This is a genomic window from Pseudomonas sp. c313, assembly GCF_055407145.1.
The window spans coordinates 544,765-562,489 of sequence record NZ_JBUZRD010000003.1; the positions used below are offsets into that span (position 1 = coordinate 544,765).

Here is a 17,725-nt window from a genome sequence, read left to right on the forward strand (position 1 = left end):
TGAATCGATCCCCACCTCAGGCAAGAAACTCATCTGGGAGAACGGTACCAATCATTTTCAATACTATGATCAGCCGGATGTAGTGGATCGTACGGTGGGTAATGCGGTCACCTGGTTCAACGATCACTCTGCGTGATAGCTGCATCGCGTTAGCAAAAGGCTGACGCAACGATGGCCCCAGTGAGAACGGGTATTCTCGCTCCCACTGAGGGCCACTCCTACTTAGTTGATCTTCTGATCAATCCCAGCCTGCAACTCCTGGCTGTCACTGTGCCCGCCAACCCGTAGCGGTCCAAGGTTGAAGGCTTGATCCTTGCGGGTGGCCTCGTCCTGTTTCTGGGTCAGTTCATCCTTCGCACCAAGAGTCAGGTTAACCGGCGACTTCGAGACGTTCAGCCCAACATCAGCGCGGTAGTCGCTACCTGCCAAGGTAGTGGTCGTGACGCTGGAGCCGCCGAGGTTGACCTTACCGTCGCTGGCGCTGATCCGTGCGCCGGTCAGTCGAGTGTCCCCACCTACCTGCAGATTGACGCTCTGGTTGCCACTGATGCCCGATGCTTGGGTGACGCTGTCTTTGACGATATGACTGACGTCCAGGTTCAAGGTCGGGGTGTAGGCGGTGTTACCGCTCTTGTCGCCGAACAGCACGTTTTCTGTGGTATTGGCCACTGAGCTGCCAGTGGTGTTCTTGTCGCTGACGGAGTAGCTGTCACTGGTTTTCGGCCAGAGCTTATCTTTGACGCCGGACAGGCGAGTGCCCAAGGCATCCTTCTTGTCCGCCAGGTAGGTCTTGGCTTTGTCCACGCTGGTGCCGAAGGCGCCGCGTGGTTCTGGGTTGACGTCGTAGCTGCCGCTGCGGGTGAGTTTCTCCCCCAGACGCTCCTTGGCATTACCGACGGTGTTGACCACGCTGTCTTTGGCTGAGACCAAATGCTCGGTGCCTTTGTCGACGACGTTCTCCAGTTTCTCGCGGTGTTTGTCGAATGCGCCCTCGGCCTTGGCTTGTACCTTGTCCTTGAGCGGGCCGGTGGTCTTGGCCAGTTTGTCGACTACGCCGGGCTGGTTTTTCTCGACATCCAGTTTGGCATCGACATTGACCTGAGTGCTGCTGATCTGGTCCTTGCGGCTCTCTACCACGAGATCTCCACCAATCTTGCCACTGACCTGATCCGCTTCGATCCGCGCTCCAGCCAGGTGAGTATCCCCAGCGCTGTTGATAACCACGTTGTCGGCCTTGATCAGGCTGTCGTGCTGGGTGGTGCCTTGCAGATGATCGACATCGACTTTCGCTCGGGCATTGATGCCGTGCTGGGTCTTTGGCGTGTCGTGTTCACCGGCATCGGCGAGGGTGGTTTTTCCGCCACTACCGCCTGCGCCAAGGCCCACGCCCCATCTGTTGTGAGCCTGGGTCGATTGCGCCGACTCTTGCAGGATGCCGCCTTTTTGCGCATCGAGGCTGACGCTGCCGGCCTTGACCTGAGTGCCTTGCAGGTAGATGGCATCGGCTGTGTCAGCAGCGCTGGCGAGAGTGACCTTGCCGTTGCTGTGCAACTGCCCAACGGTGACGCCCTGGTCGTTTTCCGCGACTTTGCCGATGTTGAAGTTGGCGCTGAGGCTTGCGGTCTTGCTGCTGCTTTCGGCGCTGCTGGTCTTGCCCGCACCGACGGTCAGACCGCCGCCCAGGTTGCTGCCACTGCTGACGTGGGTGTCGGTTGCCGCCTGCAGGTTCAGCTTGCCACCGGCATTGAGGCTGATGTCACCCGTCTTGGCGGTGCTGCTGCCGATCTGGGTGCCTTGCAGGGTCAGGTCGCCGCCGCTGGTGAGCAGGATCGGGCCGTTGCCCTGGATCGTCGCGACGTGGGCCTGGCTGTCCTGGGTGTCCAGGCGTTTGTGGTCCAGTTGCACGCCGGCCCCGAGGTTGACGTTAGTGCCGCTGGCGCCCGGTGCGGTGCCCACGGTCAACGAACCATTGCCGCGCAGGGTGTTGCTGTTTTTGCTCTGGGTGTCGTTGGCCTGGTTCAGCGCCAGCTCACCGCCAGCCTTGAGGTTGACCCCCGCCTGGCCGCCATTGAACTGGCTGCCTTCATAACGGGCATCGCCCTTGACGTCGAGGTTGACGCCCTGGGTCCCGGCGTAGCTGCCGACCACTGCCGTGCTGGAGGTTTTCCGCACGTCGCTGCTGCCGCCGGTACCGCTGCCGCGTACGTTCAGGTCTTCACCGGTGGTGGTGTAGACCCGCACGCCCACCTTGGCGTCCACGCCTTGCTCGCTGCTACTGTGGGTATTGGCCGCCGCCGTGGCAACGTGGCTGCCGGCATCGATCTTCAACTCACCATCAGTGGCACGGTATTGGGTGCCTTCATCCTTCAACTGGCCTGCCACATTGACCTGCACCGTGGCGCCGCTGAACTGGCTGACCACCGCCGTGCTGTCCTGCTGGGTCCGGGTCTTGTTGGTGTGACCCACTTCCACATCGAGCCCGACATTGGGCTGCTCGAACGCGTCCAGCAGCCCAGGCTGATGGAACTTGGTCTGGGCCAAGCCTTCGACGGCTTTTTCGATCGGGCGGGTGATGCCTTTGTATTCGACATTCGCGCCGACATCGGCGGTCCAGCCGTTCTCTTTGTGGGTGCTGGTTTCGCTGTTATGGGCCGCCTGGTTATCGACTTGGGCGGCATTGACCTGCAACTCGGAACCGGCCTTGACCTGTGCGCCCTGGCTGGTGAGGGTGTTGCCGGCATTGATGGTCAGCTTGCCTGTCGCTGCCACGTTGCTGGTTTGCGCGGTGGTTTTGCTGCGGGTGTCGTGGCTGCTCTGATGGCTGAACTCTGCGCCACTGCCGGCCTTGTCCAGACCGCCGGTGTAGTAGACGCCGCCACCGGCGGTGGTCTTGTCGGTGGTGTTGGTGGTGCTGTCGTGAGCCGCCAGCAGGTCGACGTTTTTGCCGCTCAAGGTTGCATCGCCCTGGGTGGCCTTGAGGTCGGAACCCTTGACGCTTAAATCACCATTCGCCGTGACGGCCAGGGTGCCGCCGCTGAGGCTGGAGGCCTGCTGGCGGGTGGTGTCGGTCTTGCTGGTTTGCTGCTGGTCTTCATAACGCACGCCCGCACGGTACTGGCGGGTGCCGTCGGCGGTTTCCTTAGCGTAGCCGTCAAAACCACGGATGTGGGTGCTGGTGGTGTCGTGGGAGGTGTTTTCAACTGAGGCGATCTTGATGTCGCCCTTGGCGTCAGCCTTCAACTCGCCTGCCGCCGAGACCTGGGAACCACTGACTTCGATGTCCTTGGCGCTTTGCAGCTTGAGGTTACTGTCCGAGCGCAGGTTGCTGGCGACGACGGTGCTGTCCTTGAGGTTCTTGCGGCTTTCGTCCTTGGAGATACCGAAAAACTTGCTGTCCTTGCTGTAGCTGTTGTCGTGGGATAGATCGCGCACGCCGTCGATCACCAGCGAACCTTTCTCACTGATCACACTGGCTTGCTTGCCGCCACGGGCCTGACTGCCGCTGATGCGCACTTCGTCAGCCTTGACGATCAGTTTGCCGTCAGCGTTGACCTTACTGCCGGTGTTCAAGGTCTTGCCCTTGTCGCCGTCGCCGTTTTTTCCGAAGAAGCTGCCGCCTACCAAGTCGCCAGAGTAGGCGTTGTCGCTGTTGCTCTGGGTGCGGCTGACGCTGGTGATTTCAACTTGTCGGGCGGCCAGTTGAATGTCGCCCGGGGTCTTCAGTTCAGCGCCTTGCAGTTGTAGTTTTTGTTGGCTGGTCAGCTCAAGGTTCTTGCCGGCCTTGAGGCTACTGGTGACGCTGCGTTGCTCGCTGCTGGATTTGTCCCAGTTGGCTTTCCACAGGTGCTTGCGGTGCTTGCCCTGGTCGCGGGTTTCGTGGGTCTCCGTGGCGGCGCTTAGGCGCAGATCGTCGCCGCTCTTGATGTTCAGGGTGTCGCCTGCTTCAACGCTGCTGGCCTTGATTTCGGTCTTGGCGCCGGAAGACAGCGTGGCATTCTGCTGGGCCACGACCTTGTTGCCGTGCTGGCGCGAGTCCTTGTCGGTGGTGGTGGCGTCATAGGTTTCGTAGGTGAACAGAAAGTTGCTGTTTTCCCACTTGTGACGATCTTCCTGAAGCTTGCGGCTTTCCAGGCTGCTCAGGGTCAGATTGCGGCTGGCGTCGAGCTTGACGTTACGCCCGCTGACATCAGTAGCGGCCAGGTTCAAGTCCTTGCCGCTGTGCAGGTTGACATCGCCTTGGTGGCTCTGCACCCCGGCGCGATTGGCCTCCAGGCTATTGGCGTGCACTTGGCCACTGATATCGAGGTCGCCGGCAGAGCTGACGTTTACGCCGTCGCGGCCGCTTACTTGCACCGCGCCGACCCGCACACCTGCGCCTTCGGCGGTGCTGATGATGTTGATGCGTCCGGCCTGCATCGCGCCGAACAGGCTGGCGTCGATGCGCTGGTCCTGGGTCTTGCTGGCCGGGTCGACCTTGCGCACTTCGCCGCTGGCGAAGTCGACCTGGTTGCGGCCGACGGTGAGGTTCAATTGGTCACGGGCGTCGAGACGGCCCTGGCTGTCGATGCGCGGGGCAATCAGGTTGATCGAGCCACCACGGTTTTGCAGGCCTTGGCCTTGCACCGTCAGTTGGCCGCGAGCATCGCGGGTGCTCAAGGCTTGCAGTTTGCCGTCATTGAGCTCGGGACGGCCTACCACCAGGTTGGCGTTGGGGGTGTTGATGAAGCTGCCACCGTTGACCGAGATCCCGTTAGGGTTGGCCAGAACATAATCGGCCGCCCGCCCGAAAATCTCCTGTGCGCCGTTGAGGGTCGAGGCGTTGCGACTGATCACTTCGTTGAGGATCACGCTGGCCGCCTGGCCCTGGAATTGCGGGTTGGCCGCCAGATGCCCGGCGAGCTGGGATTGCCCGGCCTGCAGGGCGTTGTTCAGCACCACGCCCTGGCGATCGACGTTGTAGTCCAGGAACTGGTTATGCGACAGGCCGCCGGCATTGGGCGCGACGATATTGACGATTGGCACCCCCCCCTGATTTTGCAGTTGCGGGGTGCCGCCAGGGCCCTCGACTACCGTCAAACCACCGGCCAATACCAGTTGAGGTAACAGGAACAGGCTGGCGATGGCCCAGCGCAGTTTGCCGCTGGGGGAGAGGTGAAAGCTGTGTATGTCATTGGGCATAAAAAGTCTCGCTCTATGTTGGCTGATCCGCGCAGTGCGTCGTTCGGTGCGAGGCTGCTGTGGGGTCAGGTACAGCGGTTATGTCAGGCTAATCGGGCATCGGCTCATCTGTGCAAGCTCATATCTGCAAGCTCAGGCGCGTCAGCCAAACTTCCGGCTCCTGGCCAAAACCTGCAGGGGTGTTCAGGTTGCGTTGGTAGTCGAAGTCGAGCTGCACGTTCTTCCAGCTCAGGTTGAGTCCGGCGCTGGCACCGCTCAGACGTTGGCTCTGGGAGCCGTGCTCACGCTTGACCAAGCCGTTGTCCAGGCCCAGGCGTGGGGTGATCTTGATCGGCAGGTCGCTGTTGAGCGGTAAGCGCAGGGTGTTACGCCAGACCGCGCCGATGGCACCGGAAGCGCTGTTCTCGCGATAGCCTCGCACCGCCGAATCGTCGGTGCCCAGCAGTTGTTCGATGGCGGGCAAGGCGTCGGGGCTGTACTGCGCCGATAACTGGCTTTGCCACTGCCACGGTTGGCCGTTGAGCTGGCCATTGCGCCATTGGGTGAGGTTGGCGCGGTACTTGTGGAACTGCGCCTGGGGCAGGTTCTTTTGCACTTGGTCGGCATCCCGATCGGCGCCGAACCAGGTCAGGCCCTGGGCGTAATTGACGTCCAGGTTCCACACCGCGCTGTTGAGCCAGAACAGGTTCAATCCCGCCTCGGCCACGGTCAGCGTCGGGCTCTGGATCCCCAGGCGAACCTTTTGCAGGTAGCTGTCGACGTCCTTGTAGGCCAATTGCAAGTTGGCGCTCAGTTGATGGCCCTGATCGCGCCACAGCACACGGTCGGTACGCAGGCTGACCTGATCGGTGCGGCCACTGTTATAGAACGTGGTACTGCTGAGCTTGAATGGCGAGCGGTATTCGGCATGGCTGGCGAACAGGCTGTAGGTCCAGTAACCGTAGGGGATGGAATAAAACAGGCTGTTGCTGCGGCTGTAGCGCGGGCCGTGGTTGAGGGTGTCGCTGAAGCTTAAGTTGAGCGAGTCGTTGAGCTGCAACGGGCTGTCCAGGTTCAGGCTGATGGAGTTGCGATCACGCCCGGTGCCGGCGCTGCCGAGGTTATCCACTCCAAGGCCCAGGCCCCAGCGCGAGGCACTGCTGCGTGAGCGCAGGATGAGCCGCGAAGCGCCTGGCTCGCTGCCGGGCGCAATGTCGGCGGTGAGGTCCACCGAACGCAGGCGATTGAGCTGGTCCAGGCCCTGCTCCAGGTCTCGCAGGTTCAATGGTTTGCCGAGCATTCCAGGGAACGCCCCGTGCAAAGACACTGGCAGGCTCTGGTCGGCCAGCTCGATGGCTTCGATATAGCCTTCTTCGACGTGGATATCCAGGGGCTGCCCAGCGGCCGGGGTGCTGATCAGGTAAGGACGGCTGGCGATATAGCCAGCCTCGACGTACAGGCGGGTGATCTCGGCCAGCAGTCGGTTGATCTGGGTGACGCCCATGCAGGAGGCCACATAGGGTTCGATGTGCGTGTTGAACTCGGTCTTGCTGAACAGCGTGACCCCGGCCAGGCGCGTACCGCTCAGGGGCCAGCAGCGCTCATCTTTCACGGTGTCTGCAGGCAGTGCTGGCGCTTCTGGTTGGGTGCCGAAACTGCCTCGCTGCATCTGGCGCTGGCGTTGTTCCAATTGCAGCTGTTGCAGGTCGCGCTGTTGTTGTTGCTGCAAGCGCAGGGCTTCTTGGCCGGCCTGCGGCCCATCGGCAGCAACCACCGGTAATGAGCCCAGGCAGAGCAGGGAAACGATCAGGCTCCGGGTAAGAAGGAGACGCTCGGTTGAGGGCTGATTCGGCACTCGACATCCTTAACGTGAAAATACGGACGATCCATGCCCCTGGAGCCAGATGGTGAACTCAGGGACTTGCCATAGTTGAGCCATCATTAAGCGGATTGTTACATCGGTGTCGGATTTATTACATAAAACGTGAGGAGTGCCGCGTTATTCAGTAAAAAAGTGCACAAAGAAGGTGCGGGGAGGGCAAGCATACGCTTGGAATAGATCGGCTTTGCTGGCTGGCATAGTGAAAGATGTCGCGAAGGGTGCTTTTAGATTGTTGCAGCGGAGCCTGTTAATCGGTTTGTTTATCAGTGGTCGGCAAGTACAGCCCCTGCCTCGGCAAGAGAGCGGGGCTGTCATGTTTCAGCTCAGTTTTGCCCTCGAACCAGAATCGACTCATTGATCTGCGCAATCGCCGCAGCCCTGGCGGCCTGGACTTCACCGCGTCGTCTCAAGGCTCAGGCTCTCGACGTTTCTCAGGATCTGCTGGCGAAGGCTTTAGCAGCTAACTAGCTGATATTGCAGTTTAGAAAATCCGGAAGGCCCACGATAGTGAGGATTTCCGGGTTTTTTTTGGCGTGTAAAAAGGTAGGGTAGTTGCTTTGGGTTGATCTATAGGTTCAAAGTTCTTATATTTGAGTCTGTAGATTAAGTGTGAGGTTGTGACCATGACACTACCCCTCCAAGCGCAAGCATTTTCCAAGGACCAATGCGTGACCGGTCTGCGCGCTGCCGTAGGCATTCTCGAAAAATGGCAGGCAACCAGTGACCAGGCTTGCCGTATCTTGCGTATTTCCCGCAGCACCTATACGCGTGCCAAGCAGCGTGATGTTGATTGGTCGGTGGGCCTGGATTCTGACCAGATGCAGCGAATCAGCTTTGTACTGAACATCCACGCAGCGCTTCGCCTGGTCTTTGATAATCCCGAGAACGTATATGGCTTCCCGGCGATGGCGAATGACAACAGCTTTTTCAACGGTCGTACGCCCCTCGAAATCATGGCCCAAGGCGATATGATTTCCCTGTACGAGACGTTTCGCCGGATTGATGTTCTACGTGGAGCGCAGTGGTGATGCTGAGTCAGTTGTCAGATATGGCCGCAGAGCAATTGCAGGCCTATCGACTGGTCAACTCAAAGTTTCCGCCCATTGCCCTGTTTGACGACGTGGCGAGCGCAGACGAATTTGATGCGCTCTATCAGATTCAGGCTCTGACCAATCCCAGGCTGCATAACGAGGTCGGTCTTATTGAGTTGATACCTCGCAAGGAAATCCCCTTCGGCATTCCTGGGTGTTCATATGCAACGGCACCGTTCACTCATGTAAATCCAGCCGGGTCGCGTTTCAGCGATGGCAGCTTCGGTGTGCTGTACCTGGCCGCCACGATGGAGACTGCACTGGCAGAGGTGCGTCATCATCAGAGTCAGTATTGGTCGAACGTTCGCGGCCTCAACTACGAGCGCTTTATGTTCAGGGGGCTGTCCTGTTCCTTCGTGGATAATTCGATGAAGGATGCGACATCCATTCCTATGACTGATCCCATTTACGATCCCGACGATTACACGCACTCCCATCGTTTGGGGAGGGCTATCAAGGAAGCAGGCTTTCCCGGCCTGCGGTACAGGTCGGTGCGTTCACAAGAGAGCCACTGTTGGGCGTTGATGACGCCCATGCCTGTCTCATCCATCGTTCAAACGGCGCATTACGAGATGATCTGGAACGGTGAGATCACCAGTGTCAACAAAATCAGCGAAGCCTGACGGCCTGGCTTCTTCCTGGGCGATGCGAGCGTATTTGTAGTTGTAGCCGGTGGTAAGCACCACCAGCTACAACGGACAAAGCGCCCGCACCCCAGATTAGGCTTTTGAATCCAATCGATATTCTGTAGCCTTGCGCAGCTTCACCGTTGTCCGTGCTGATGAACACAATCACTTCGTCCGGCGGTACCCGCAAGGGGCCCAGAGCCGGTGGTACACTCGACTTTCGCGCAACTGCGCCTGCAGGTCTTGCGAACATGACGCAAATTTCCGAACGTCTTCTGGTTCAAGCCCACCTTGATGCCAAACAGCCCAAGGTGCTCAGTGCTGCCGAGGAAGCGGTTTTACGTGCCGCTATCGCCGCCGAGCTGAAGGCTCAGGACGCGGTGCTGGTGGCTCACTTTTACTGCGACCCGGTAATCCAGGCCCTGGCCGAAGAAACCGGCGGCTGTGTCTCCGACTCTCTGGAGATGGCCCGTTTTGGCGCCGCTCACCCGGCCAAGACCGTACTGGTCGCCGGTGTGCGCTTCATGGGCGAGACAGCCAAAATCCTCACCCCCGAAAAACGCATCCTGATGCCCACCCTGGAAGCTACCTGCTCCCTGGACCTGGGTTGCCCGGTGGATGAGTTTTCCGCGTTCTGCGACCAGCATCCCGAGCGCACCGTGGTGGTCTATGCCAATACTTCGGCGGCGGTCAAAGCCCGTGCCGATTGGGTGGTGACCTCCAGTTGCGCCCTGGAGATCGTCGAAAGCCTGATGGACAACGGCGAGACCATCATCTGGGGCCCGGACAAACACCTGGGCACTTATATCCAGCGCCAGACCGGTGCCGACATGCTGCTGTGGGACGGTGCCTGCATCGTCCACGAAGAGTTCAAGTCCAAGCAACTGGAAGACATGAAGGCGCTGTACCCGGACGCGGCGATTCTGGTGCATCCGGAATCACCGACTTCGGTGATCGAACTGGCCGATGCCGTGGGTTCCACCAGTCAGTTGATCGCCGCCGCGCAGCGCCTGCCGAACAAGACTTTTATCGTCGCCACCGACCGCGGCATCTTCTACAAGATGCAGCAGTTGTGCCCGGACAAGGTGTTTGTCGAAGCGCCGACCGCTGGGAACGGCGCGGCGTGCCGCAGTTGTGCGCACTGCCCGTGGATGGCGATGAATACGCTGGAGCGGACTCTGCAGTGTTTGCGCGAGGGCAGTAACGAGATCTTCGTCGAGCCGTCGGTGATCCCCCACGCGGTGCGCCCGCTCAAGCGCATGCTGGACTTTACCCAGGCCGCGCGCCTGAAACTGGCGGGCAACGCCTGATAAGCGCTTATTTTTTCTTCTTTGGAATACGAACCAGCTGGCTGTCGGAATAGATGTCATGCCAGCTGCGCTTCTTCTTGTCGACCAGCGACCAGATAAACCCCAGCCCAGCGCACAACCACGACGCAATCGACACCACAAAACGCAGTAAAGCCTGCCACAGGCTGATCCGCGAGCCATCCGCGTTCTGCACCCGCACGCCCCATACCTGCATGCCCAGCGTCTGCCCGGAATGGGTCCAGAACTTGGCGAAGAAACCAAACAACACAAAAAACAAAATCGTCGACAGCAATGGATCACCGTCCAGGGCACCGGACTCAGAGAGCGCACGCATTTTGGTTTCACCGACAAAGGCCATCCACACCAGCTTGTAGATGAGGGCTGTGACGATCAGCAGGGCGGTGCACAACAGGAAGTCATAGAACATCGCTGCCAGACGACGGCCCAGGCCAGCGGCGGGAAAATCGCCTTGAGGGCTTAGCAGGTGTTTCGACATGGCAGGGCTCTCGGAAGGAAAAAAGCCATTTTACGGATAAAACATATAAAAAAGCCTCTGATGTCACCATCAGAGGCTTTTTTGTCGCAGCAAGGATCAGCCTTCTGCTGCTTGTACTTCGTCAGCCTGCATGCCTTTCTGGCCTTGCACGGCAATGAAGGTCACTTTCTGGCCTTCTTTAAGGCTCTTGAAGCCATTGCCCTGAATCGCGCGGAAATGCACGAACAGATCCGGACCGCTTTCTGGAGTGATAAAACCAAACCCTTTCTCGTCGTTGAACCACTTGACGGTACCGCTCTGACGATCAGCCATTTTCTTATTTCCTTGACGCTAAAAGTTAATGACAGCCCCTTTCACATGAAAGAGTACTGGGCTGGATTGCAGGAAAGTAAGAGACGTCGAACGGGTTGTAGCAAACTTTGGCTACTGCCCAGGTCCAGGTTCCAAGCGACCCATGCAAACACAGTAGGCAAACTCTACGCCAACTAATATGGAAAAAACAAGCCCTCTGCAAGCCACGGTTTTCCTCAGTTTTATGACACTTCGGTCAACGTTTGGCATAAGGCTTATTCGATAGGCTTGATCACTTGTTATAGGTTAAGGCACATAACGCTGACTATCGTCAGTGCACTTTTTTGTGGCGGTTGCGTTACAGATTAGTGCACACAACCGCATTCGCGTTACTTATAGGAACAGCCAATCAACCACGGTAGTAACGTTGTGGCACGAATGGCATTTTACTTACACGAAGTGGCACCTTTTTCCCACGCACCAACGCCCAGACCTCGGTATCCAGCGCAACGAATGCACTGTCGAGGTACCCCATGGCTAGCGGGCCGCCAAGGCTCGGACCAAAACCGCCGCTGCACACGCTACCGATCACTGTGCCGTGTTCATCGACGATTTCTGCGCCTTCACGGACCGGGGTACGCTCCTGCGGCAGCAGGCCAACGCGCTTGCGGCTGACACCCGCTTGCTGCTGGGTGAAGATCTTGTCGGCACCCGGAAAGCCACCAGCGCGTGCACCATCGGCGCGGCGGGCCTTGGAGATGGCCCACAACAGGCTGGCTTCAATCGGTGTGGTTTCGGTGTTCATGTCATGGCCGTAGAGGCACAGGCCGGCTTCCAGGCGCAGGGAGTCGCGGGCGCCAAGGCCAATGGCCTGTACTTCGGTTTCTGCCAGCAGGCTGCGGGCCAGGGCTTCGGCACTGGCGGCCGGCACGGAGATTTCGAAACCGTCTTCGCCGGTGTAGCCGGAGCGGCTGACGTAGCAGTCCACGCCCAGCAGGCGCGTAGGAGCGAATTGCATAAAGGTCATGTGCTTGACCTCAGGCGCCAGTCGCGCCAATACGCTGACCGCCGCCGGACCTTGCAGGGCGAGCAGGGCGCGCTCTTCGAACAGCGGCTCAATGGTGCACTGGTCACCGATATGCTGGCGCAAGTGGGCCAGGTCCTGATCCTTGCAGGCGGCGTTGACCACCAGGAACAGTTCGTCGTTACCCAGGTTGGCGACCATCAGGTCGTCGAGGATACCGCCCTGCTCGTTGGTGAACATGGCGTAGCGCTGCATGCCCACCGGCAGGTCGATGATGTCCACCGGCACCAGGGTTTCCAGGGCCTTGGCGGCGTTGGCGCCGGTCAGGCGAATCTGGCCCATGTGCGATACATCGAACAACCCGGCCTGTTCACGGGTGTGCAGGTGTTCCTTCATCACGCCCAACGGGTATTGCACCGGCATGTCGTAGCCGGCGAACGGCACCATGCGCGCGCCCAGTTCAATGTGCAGGGTGTGCAGCGGGGTTTTCAACAGGGTTTCGGTGGACATATTCAGCTCCTGAAAAACGTACGGACGTGCTTGAGAACGTCAGCACTCGATAATGTTGACTGCCAAACCGCCACGTGCGGTTTCCTTGTATTTGCTTTTCATGTCGGCGCCGGTCTGGCGCATGGTACGGATGACCTTGTCCAGCGAGACGAAGTGTTGCCCATCGCCGCGCAGGGCCATGCGCACCGCATTGATGGCCTTGACCGAACCCATGGCGTTGCGCTCGATACAGGGCACCTGCACCAGCCCGCCGATGGGGTCGCAGGTCAGGCCGAGGTTGTGTTCCATGCCGATTTCGGCAGCGTTTTCCACCTGGGAAACCGTACCGCCCAACACCTCGCACAAGGCGCCGGCGGCCATGGAACAGGCGACGCCCACTTCACCCTGGCAACCGACTTCAGCGCCGGAGATCGAGGCGTTTTCTTTATAGAGGATGCCAATGGCGGCGGCGGTGAGCAGAAAGCGCACCACGCCGTCTTCGCTGGCACCGGGGATAAAGCGCATGTAGTAGTGCAACACCGCGGGCACAATCCCGGCCGCACCGTTGGTGGGCGCGGTTACTACGCGCCCGCCGTTGGCGTTTTCTTCGTTGACCGCCAGGGCGTAGAGGTTGACCCAGTCCAGCACCGACAGCGGATCACGCAGCGCCGACTCCGGGTGCTTGCACAACTGGCGATGCAGCGCCGCCGCCCGCCGCTTGACCTTGAGGCCACCGGGCAGAATCCCTTCGTTGCGACAGCCCGCGTCCACACAGTCCTGCATTACCTGCCAGATCTTCAGCAAGCCGCTGCGGGTCTCCGCTTCCGGGCGCCAGGCACTTTCGTTGGTCAGCATCACCTGGCTGATGGACAGCCCATAGGTGGCGCAATGGCCAAGCAAGTCCTTGGCACTTTTGAAGGGAAAGGTCAGGGGGGTGGCGTCCTCGACAATCCGGTCGGCGCCGGCCGCGTCTTCATCCACCACAAACCCGCCGCCGACCGAGTAGTACTCGCGGCTGCGAACTTGCAGGCCCGCCTCATCGAAGGCACGAAAGATCATGCCGTTGGGGTGATAGGCCAGGGGTTTGCGAATCATCGCCAGGTGTTCTTTCTCGTTGAACGCAATGCTGTGTTCGCCGAGCAGGTTCAAGCGCCCGTTGCTGCGAATTTCCTGCAAGCGTGCAGCAACGGTTTCAGTGTCCACGGTGTCCGGGTGTTCGCCTTCCAGGCCCAGCAACACGGCTTTGTCGCTGCCGTGGCCTTTACCGGTGGCGCCAAGCGAGCCGTAGAGTTCGACCTTGACGCGGGTGGTCGCACTCAACAGGTTGTCACGTCGCAAGCCCTCGACGAAGCGCGCTGCAGCACGCATCGGGCCGACGGTGTGGGAACTGGAGGGGCCGATGCCAATTTTGAACAGGTCGAACACGCTTAAAGACATGGTTGTTCTCCGGTTTCTTGTTATTGGGTACCGCTTTTCTGTAGGAGCGAGCTTGCTCGCGAAGAACTGATAGGCACCGCGTTCATTCAGGATGATCGCGGCGCTCTCAGGTTTTTCGCGAGCAAGCTCGCTCCTACAGGTTCACGGTCAGGCGTAGCTTTCGATTGACGGGCACGCACACACCAAGTTGCGATCGCCAAACACGTTGTCGACCCGGCCAACCGGCGGCCAGTACTTGCCTTCGATCAACGACGCTACCGGGTACACCGCTTGTTCGCGGCTGTAGGGGTGCGTCCATTCGCCCACCAGTTCGGCGGCGGTGTGCGGGGCGTTTTTCAGCGGGTTATCGTCCTTGTCCAGCGAGCCATTTTCCACTGCGCGGATTTCTTCGCGGATGCGGATCATGGCGTCGCAGAAGCGGTCCAGTTCTTCCTTGGATTCGCTTTCGGTCGGTTCGATCATCAAGGTGCCGGCCACCGGGAACGACATGGTCGGGGCGTGGAAACCAAAGTCGATCAAACGCTTGGCCACGTCATCGACGCTGATGCCGCTGCTGTCTTTCAACGGGCGCAGATCCAGGATGCATTCGTGGGCCACCAGGCCGTTGCTGCCGGTGTAGAGCACGGGGTAGTGCTCTTCCAGGCGACGGGAAATGTAGTTGGCATTGAGGATCGCCAACTGCGACGCGCGCTTGAGGCCGGCGCCGCCCATCATGCTGATGTACATCCAGGTGATCGGCAGGATGCTTGCGCTGCCGAACGGTGCCGCGCAGACCGCGCCTTCCTTGCGTTCCAGGGCGCCGTGCCCCGGCAGGAACGGTGTCAGGTGCGACTTCACGCCAATCGGGCCAACGCCTGGGCCGCCACCGCCGTGAGGGATGCAGAAGGTCTTGTGCAGGTTCAGGTGGGACACGTCGCCGCCGAACTTGCCTGGTGCGCAGAGGCCGACCATGGCGTTCATGTTGGCGCCATCGATGTACACCTGGCCGCCGTTGTCATGAATGATCTCGCAGATTTCGCGGATGCCTTCTTCAAACACGCCGTGGGTCGACGGGTAGGTGATCATCAGCGCAGCGAGGTGTTCGCGGTGCTCGATGGCCTTGGCCCGCAGGTCTTCGATGTCGACGTTACCGCGTGCATCGCAAGCGGTGACCACAACACGCATGCCCGCCATGTTGGCGGTGGCCGGGTTGGTGCCGTGGGCTGACGAAGGGATCAGGCAGATATCGCGGCGTTCTTCGCCACGGCTCTGGTGATAGGCACGAATGGCCAGCAGGCCTGCGTACTCGCCCTGGGAGCCGGCGTTCGGTTGCAGGGAAATGGCGTCGTAACCGGTGGCCGCGCAAAGCATGGCTTCCAGTTCGTCAGTCAGCTGTTGGTAGCCGGCGCTTTGCGAGGCCGGAGCGAACGGGTGCAGGGCACCGAATTCGGCCCAGGTCACCGGGATCATTTCGCTGGCGGCGTTGAGTTTCATGGTGCAGGAGCCCAGCGGGATCATGGTGCGATCCAGTGCCAGGTCCTTGTCGGCGAGTTTGCGCAGGTAGCGCATCAGCTCGGTTTCCGAGTGATAACGGTTGAACACCGGGTGGCTGAGGATTGGCGACTGGCGCAGCAGCGCGGCCGGCAGGGTGCTGTCAACGCTGGCGGCCAATGCGGCGAAGTCCGGCAGTGTTTTACCGTTTGCGAACACACTCCACAGGGTTTCGATATCAGCCTGATGGGTGGTTTCGTCCACCGACAGGCCCAAGCGTTCGGCATCGACCACGCGCAGGTTGATGCGCTGGGCACGGGCCTTGTCGTGCAGGGCGGCGGTGTTGGCGCCGGTGGCCAGGGTCAGGGTGTCGAAGAAGTTGGCTTGCTCAACCTTGAGGCCCAACGCGGTCAAGCCTTTGGCGAGGATCGCGGTCAGGTGATGAATGCGGTTGGCGATTTGGGTCAGGCCTTTAGGGCCGTGATACACCGCGTACATGCTGGCGATGTTGGCCAACAGCACCTGGGCGGTGCAGATGTTGCTGGTGGCTTTCTCTCGACGGATATGTTGCTCGCGGGTCTGCATGGCCAGGCGCAGGGCCGGCTTGCCGAAACGGTCGACGGAGACGCCCACCAGGCGGCCCGGCATGTCGCGTTTGAACGCATCCTTGGTGGAGAAATACGCCGCGTGCGGGCCACCAAAGCCCAGCGGTACGCCGAAACGTTGCGCGCTGCCGATGGCCACGTCGGCATCGAACTCGCCCGGCGGGGTCAGCAGGGTCAGGGCCAGCAGGTCAGCGGCCACGGCCACCAGCGCATTGGCGGCGTGGAAGCGTTCGGTCAGTTCGCGGTAGTCGAACACGTCACCGTTGCTGGCTGGGTATTGCAGCAGCGCACCGAAGAAGGCGCTGACGTCGGTCAGTTCGCGCTCGTCGCCCACCACCACGTCAATGCCCAACGGCTCGGCACGGGTGCGCAACACGTCGAGGGTTTGCGGGTGGCTATGGATGGACGCAAAGAAGGCGTGGCTGCCCTTGTTCTTGCTCAGGCGTTTGCAGAAGGTCATGGCTTCGGCAGCGGCGGTGGCTTCATCGAGCAGGGACGCGTTGGCGATCGGCAGGCCAGTGAGGTCGCTGATCAGGGTCTGGAAATTCAGCAGCGCTTCCAGGCGGCCCTGGGAAATCTCCGGCTGGTACGGGGTGTAGGCGGTGTACCAGGCCGGGTTTTCCAGCAGGTTGCGCAGGATCGGCGACGGCGTGTGGCAGTTGTAGTAGCCCTGACCGATGTAGGTCTTGAACAGTTGGTTTTTGCTGGCGATGGCCTTGATCGAAGCCAGGGCATCGGCTTCGCTCAGTCCGTCTTCCAGGCCCAGCACGCTGGTGCCCTTGATGCTTTGCGGGATCACACTGGCGCTCAGGGCTTCCAGGGAATCAAAGCCCAGGCTGGCGAGCATCTGTTGCTCGTCTTCCTGGCGCGGGCCGATGTGGCGCGCGATGAATTCGTTGGCGGTGCTCAATTGAATGGTCATGACGCGCTCCTCAGGCTTCTGCGTTGGCTTTGATCAGGCGGTCGTATGTATCTTGATCCAACAGTTTAGCCACCGCATCGGCATCGGTCGGTTTAAAGCGGAAGAACCAGCCTTCGCCCATCGGGTCTTCGTTGACTAACTCGGGGCTGGCGTCCAGCTTGTCGTTCACTTCGAGGACTTCTCCGTCCAGGGGCATGTACACACCGCTGGCCGCCTTGACCGACTCCACGGTGGAGGCTTCTGCACCTTTGTCGTAGGCCTGCAATTCAGGTAGTTGCACGAAAACCACATCACCCAGCGCGTTCTGCGCGAAAGCGGTAATACCTACGGTAACGCTGCCGTCGGCTTCGGCGCGCAGCCATTCGTGATCTTCAGTAAAGCGCAACTCGCTCATGGAAACTCCTCAGGGCCAGATTCGTCTGGTGGACGGGATTGTAATAATGACGAGTTACTTAGCAAAATCGCGGCCAATGTTTTTTAGTTGTTATAAATCAATTGGTTATTTGATTTCTGTGGGAATGGTTGATTTGTGGGTGTAGCGATATCGCTACGGTTGAGAGGGTGAAAAAAAGGCTATGAGGATCAAAGCCTTGCATGGAGACGGCTGAGGATGTGTGTAGTGATATCGTTACGCTGTAGCGTTTTCAGTACGGACTGAGGTCGGTTTTAGGCACTTGGCTGGATGTGAGGTGGTTGACGGGTCTGAGTGAGCTTACTCGCGAAGAACCAGAGAGCGCCGCGGTGATTCAGGAAACCAGCGTCATCGTTAACGACCATCGCGAGCAAGCTCGCTCCTACAGTGGGCAGTAGATCCGCTCTTGCTTCTCACCACTCAGGTCGGCTACCAGGCCGCCGTGCTTTTGCTTTTGATCTTAGGCGCCCCGTTAACCACGGAGCAATGCCGGAGTGAAGGCATGCCGAGCCT

General features: G+C 59.8%; 11 protein-coding genes. 3 read left to right on the forward strand and 8 right to left on the reverse strand.

The window, feature by feature from the left end:
* Nucleotides 1-222 precede the first annotated feature (222 nt).
* Together ACZRKZ_RS12025 and ACZRKZ_RS12030 are read right to left on the reverse strand one after the other, a co-directional pair.
* Complete coding sequence (locus ACZRKZ_RS12025) at nt 223-5,178, reverse strand: hemagglutinin repeat-containing protein (RefSeq protein ID WP_463981683.1); 4,956 nt, start codon at nt 5,176-5,178, stop codon at nt 223-225.
* 118 nt (nt 5,179-5,296) lie between these two features.
* Complete coding sequence (locus ACZRKZ_RS12030) at nt 5,297-7,012, reverse strand: ShlB/FhaC/HecB family hemolysin secretion/activation protein (RefSeq protein ID WP_463981684.1); 1,716 nt, start codon at nt 7,010-7,012, stop codon at nt 5,297-5,299.
* Nucleotides 7,013-7,662: 650 nt separating this feature from the next.
* Here ACZRKZ_RS12030 and ACZRKZ_RS12035 point away from each other — a divergent pair.
* From ACZRKZ_RS12035 to nadA, 3 genes are all read left to right on the forward strand, one after another.
* On the forward strand, nt 7,663-8,067 hold the full coding sequence (locus tag ACZRKZ_RS12035; protein ID WP_463981685.1) for an antitoxin Xre-like helix-turn-helix domain-containing protein: 405 nt from the start codon (nt 7,663-7,665) through the stop codon (nt 8,065-8,067).
* Nucleotides 8,061-8,753 carry an RES family NAD+ phosphorylase gene (locus ACZRKZ_RS12040; protein ID WP_463981686.1) on the forward strand — a complete coding sequence of 231 codons (693 nt, stop codon included), beginning with the start codon at nt 8,061-8,063 and terminating at the stop codon, nt 8,751-8,753. The genes ACZRKZ_RS12035 and ACZRKZ_RS12040 overlap by 7 nt, the downstream gene beginning before the upstream one ends.
* Before the next feature lie 254 nt (nt 8,754-9,007).
* Nucleotides 9,008-10,066, forward strand: coding sequence for a quinolinate synthase NadA (nadA, locus tag ACZRKZ_RS12045; RefSeq protein WP_149411987.1), 1,059 nt, complete (start codon nt 9,008-9,010; stop codon nt 10,064-10,066).
* A gap of 7 nt (nt 10,067-10,073) precedes the next feature.
* Here the strand turns inward: nadA and ACZRKZ_RS12050 are convergent, their stop codons facing one another.
* The 6 genes from ACZRKZ_RS12050 to gcvH form a co-directional block, all read right to left on the reverse strand.
* The gene (locus ACZRKZ_RS12050) at nt 10,074-10,562 is read right to left on the reverse strand and encodes an RDD family protein (protein WP_463981687.1); all 489 of its coding nucleotides are present in this window, start codon (nt 10,560-10,562) and stop codon (nt 10,074-10,076) included.
* Nucleotides 10,563-10,658: 96 nt separating this feature from the next.
* Complete coding sequence (locus ACZRKZ_RS12055; RefSeq protein WP_463981688.1) at nt 10,659-10,874, reverse strand: cold-shock protein; 216 nt, start codon at nt 10,872-10,874, stop codon at nt 10,659-10,661.
* Nucleotides 10,875-11,262: 388 nt separating this feature from the next.
* Nucleotides 11,263-12,387: a glycine cleavage system aminomethyltransferase GcvT gene (gene gcvT, locus ACZRKZ_RS12060; protein WP_463981689.1), complete on the reverse strand. Its 1,125-nt coding sequence runs from the start codon at nt 12,385-12,387 to the stop codon at nt 11,263-11,265.
* A gap of 39 nt (nt 12,388-12,426) precedes the next feature.
* Entirely contained in the window at nt 12,427-13,803 is a 1,377-nt protein-coding gene (locus ACZRKZ_RS12065; protein WP_463966903.1) for an L-serine ammonia-lyase, read from the reverse strand.
* Nucleotides 13,804-13,950: 147 nt separating this feature from the next.
* The gene (gene gcvP / locus ACZRKZ_RS12070) at nt 13,951-16,800 is read right to left on the reverse strand and encodes an aminomethyl-transferring glycine dehydrogenase (RefSeq protein ID WP_463981690.1); all 2,850 of its coding nucleotides are present in this window, start codon (nt 16,798-16,800) and stop codon (nt 13,951-13,953) included.
* Between the two features lie 10 nt (nt 16,801-16,810).
* Nucleotides 16,811-17,194, reverse strand: a complete 384-nt coding sequence (gene gcvH / locus ACZRKZ_RS12075; protein WP_463966901.1) for a glycine cleavage system protein GcvH — start codon at nt 17,192-17,194, stop codon at nt 16,811-16,813.
* Nucleotides 17,195-17,725 lie beyond the last annotated feature (531 nt).

Coding starts and splice junctions, on each gene's coding strand:
- ACZRKZ_RS12025 (WP_463981683.1), bottom strand. CDS start 5,178: ATGCCCAATGACATACACAGCTTTCACCTCTCCCCCAGCGGCAAACTG.
- ACZRKZ_RS12035 (WP_463981685.1), top strand. CDS start 7,663: ATGACACTACCCCTCCAAGCGCAAGCATTTTCCAAGGACCAATGCGTG.
- nadA (WP_149411987.1), top strand. CDS start 9,008: ATGACGCAAATTTCCGAACGTCTTCTGGTTCAAGCCCACCTTGATGCC.
- ACZRKZ_RS12050 (WP_463981687.1), bottom strand. CDS start 10,562: ATGTCGAAACACCTGCTAAGCCCTCAAGGCGATTTTCCCGCCGCTGGC.
- ACZRKZ_RS12055 (WP_463981688.1), bottom strand. CDS start 10,874: ATGGCTGATCGTCAGAGCGGTACCGTCAAGTGGTTCAACGACGAGAAA.
- gcvT (WP_463981689.1), bottom strand. CDS start 12,387: ATGTCCACCGAAACCCTGTTGAAAACCCCGCTGCACACCCTGCACATT.
- ACZRKZ_RS12065 (WP_463966903.1), bottom strand. CDS start 13,803: ATGTCTTTAAGCGTGTTCGACCTGTTCAAAATTGGCATCGGCCCCTCC.
- gcvP (WP_463981690.1), bottom strand. CDS start 16,800: ATGACCATTCAATTGAGCACCGCCAACGAATTCATCGCGCGCCACATC.
- gcvH (WP_463966901.1), bottom strand. CDS start 17,194: ATGAGCGAGTTGCGCTTTACTGAAGATCACGAATGGCTGCGCGCCGAA.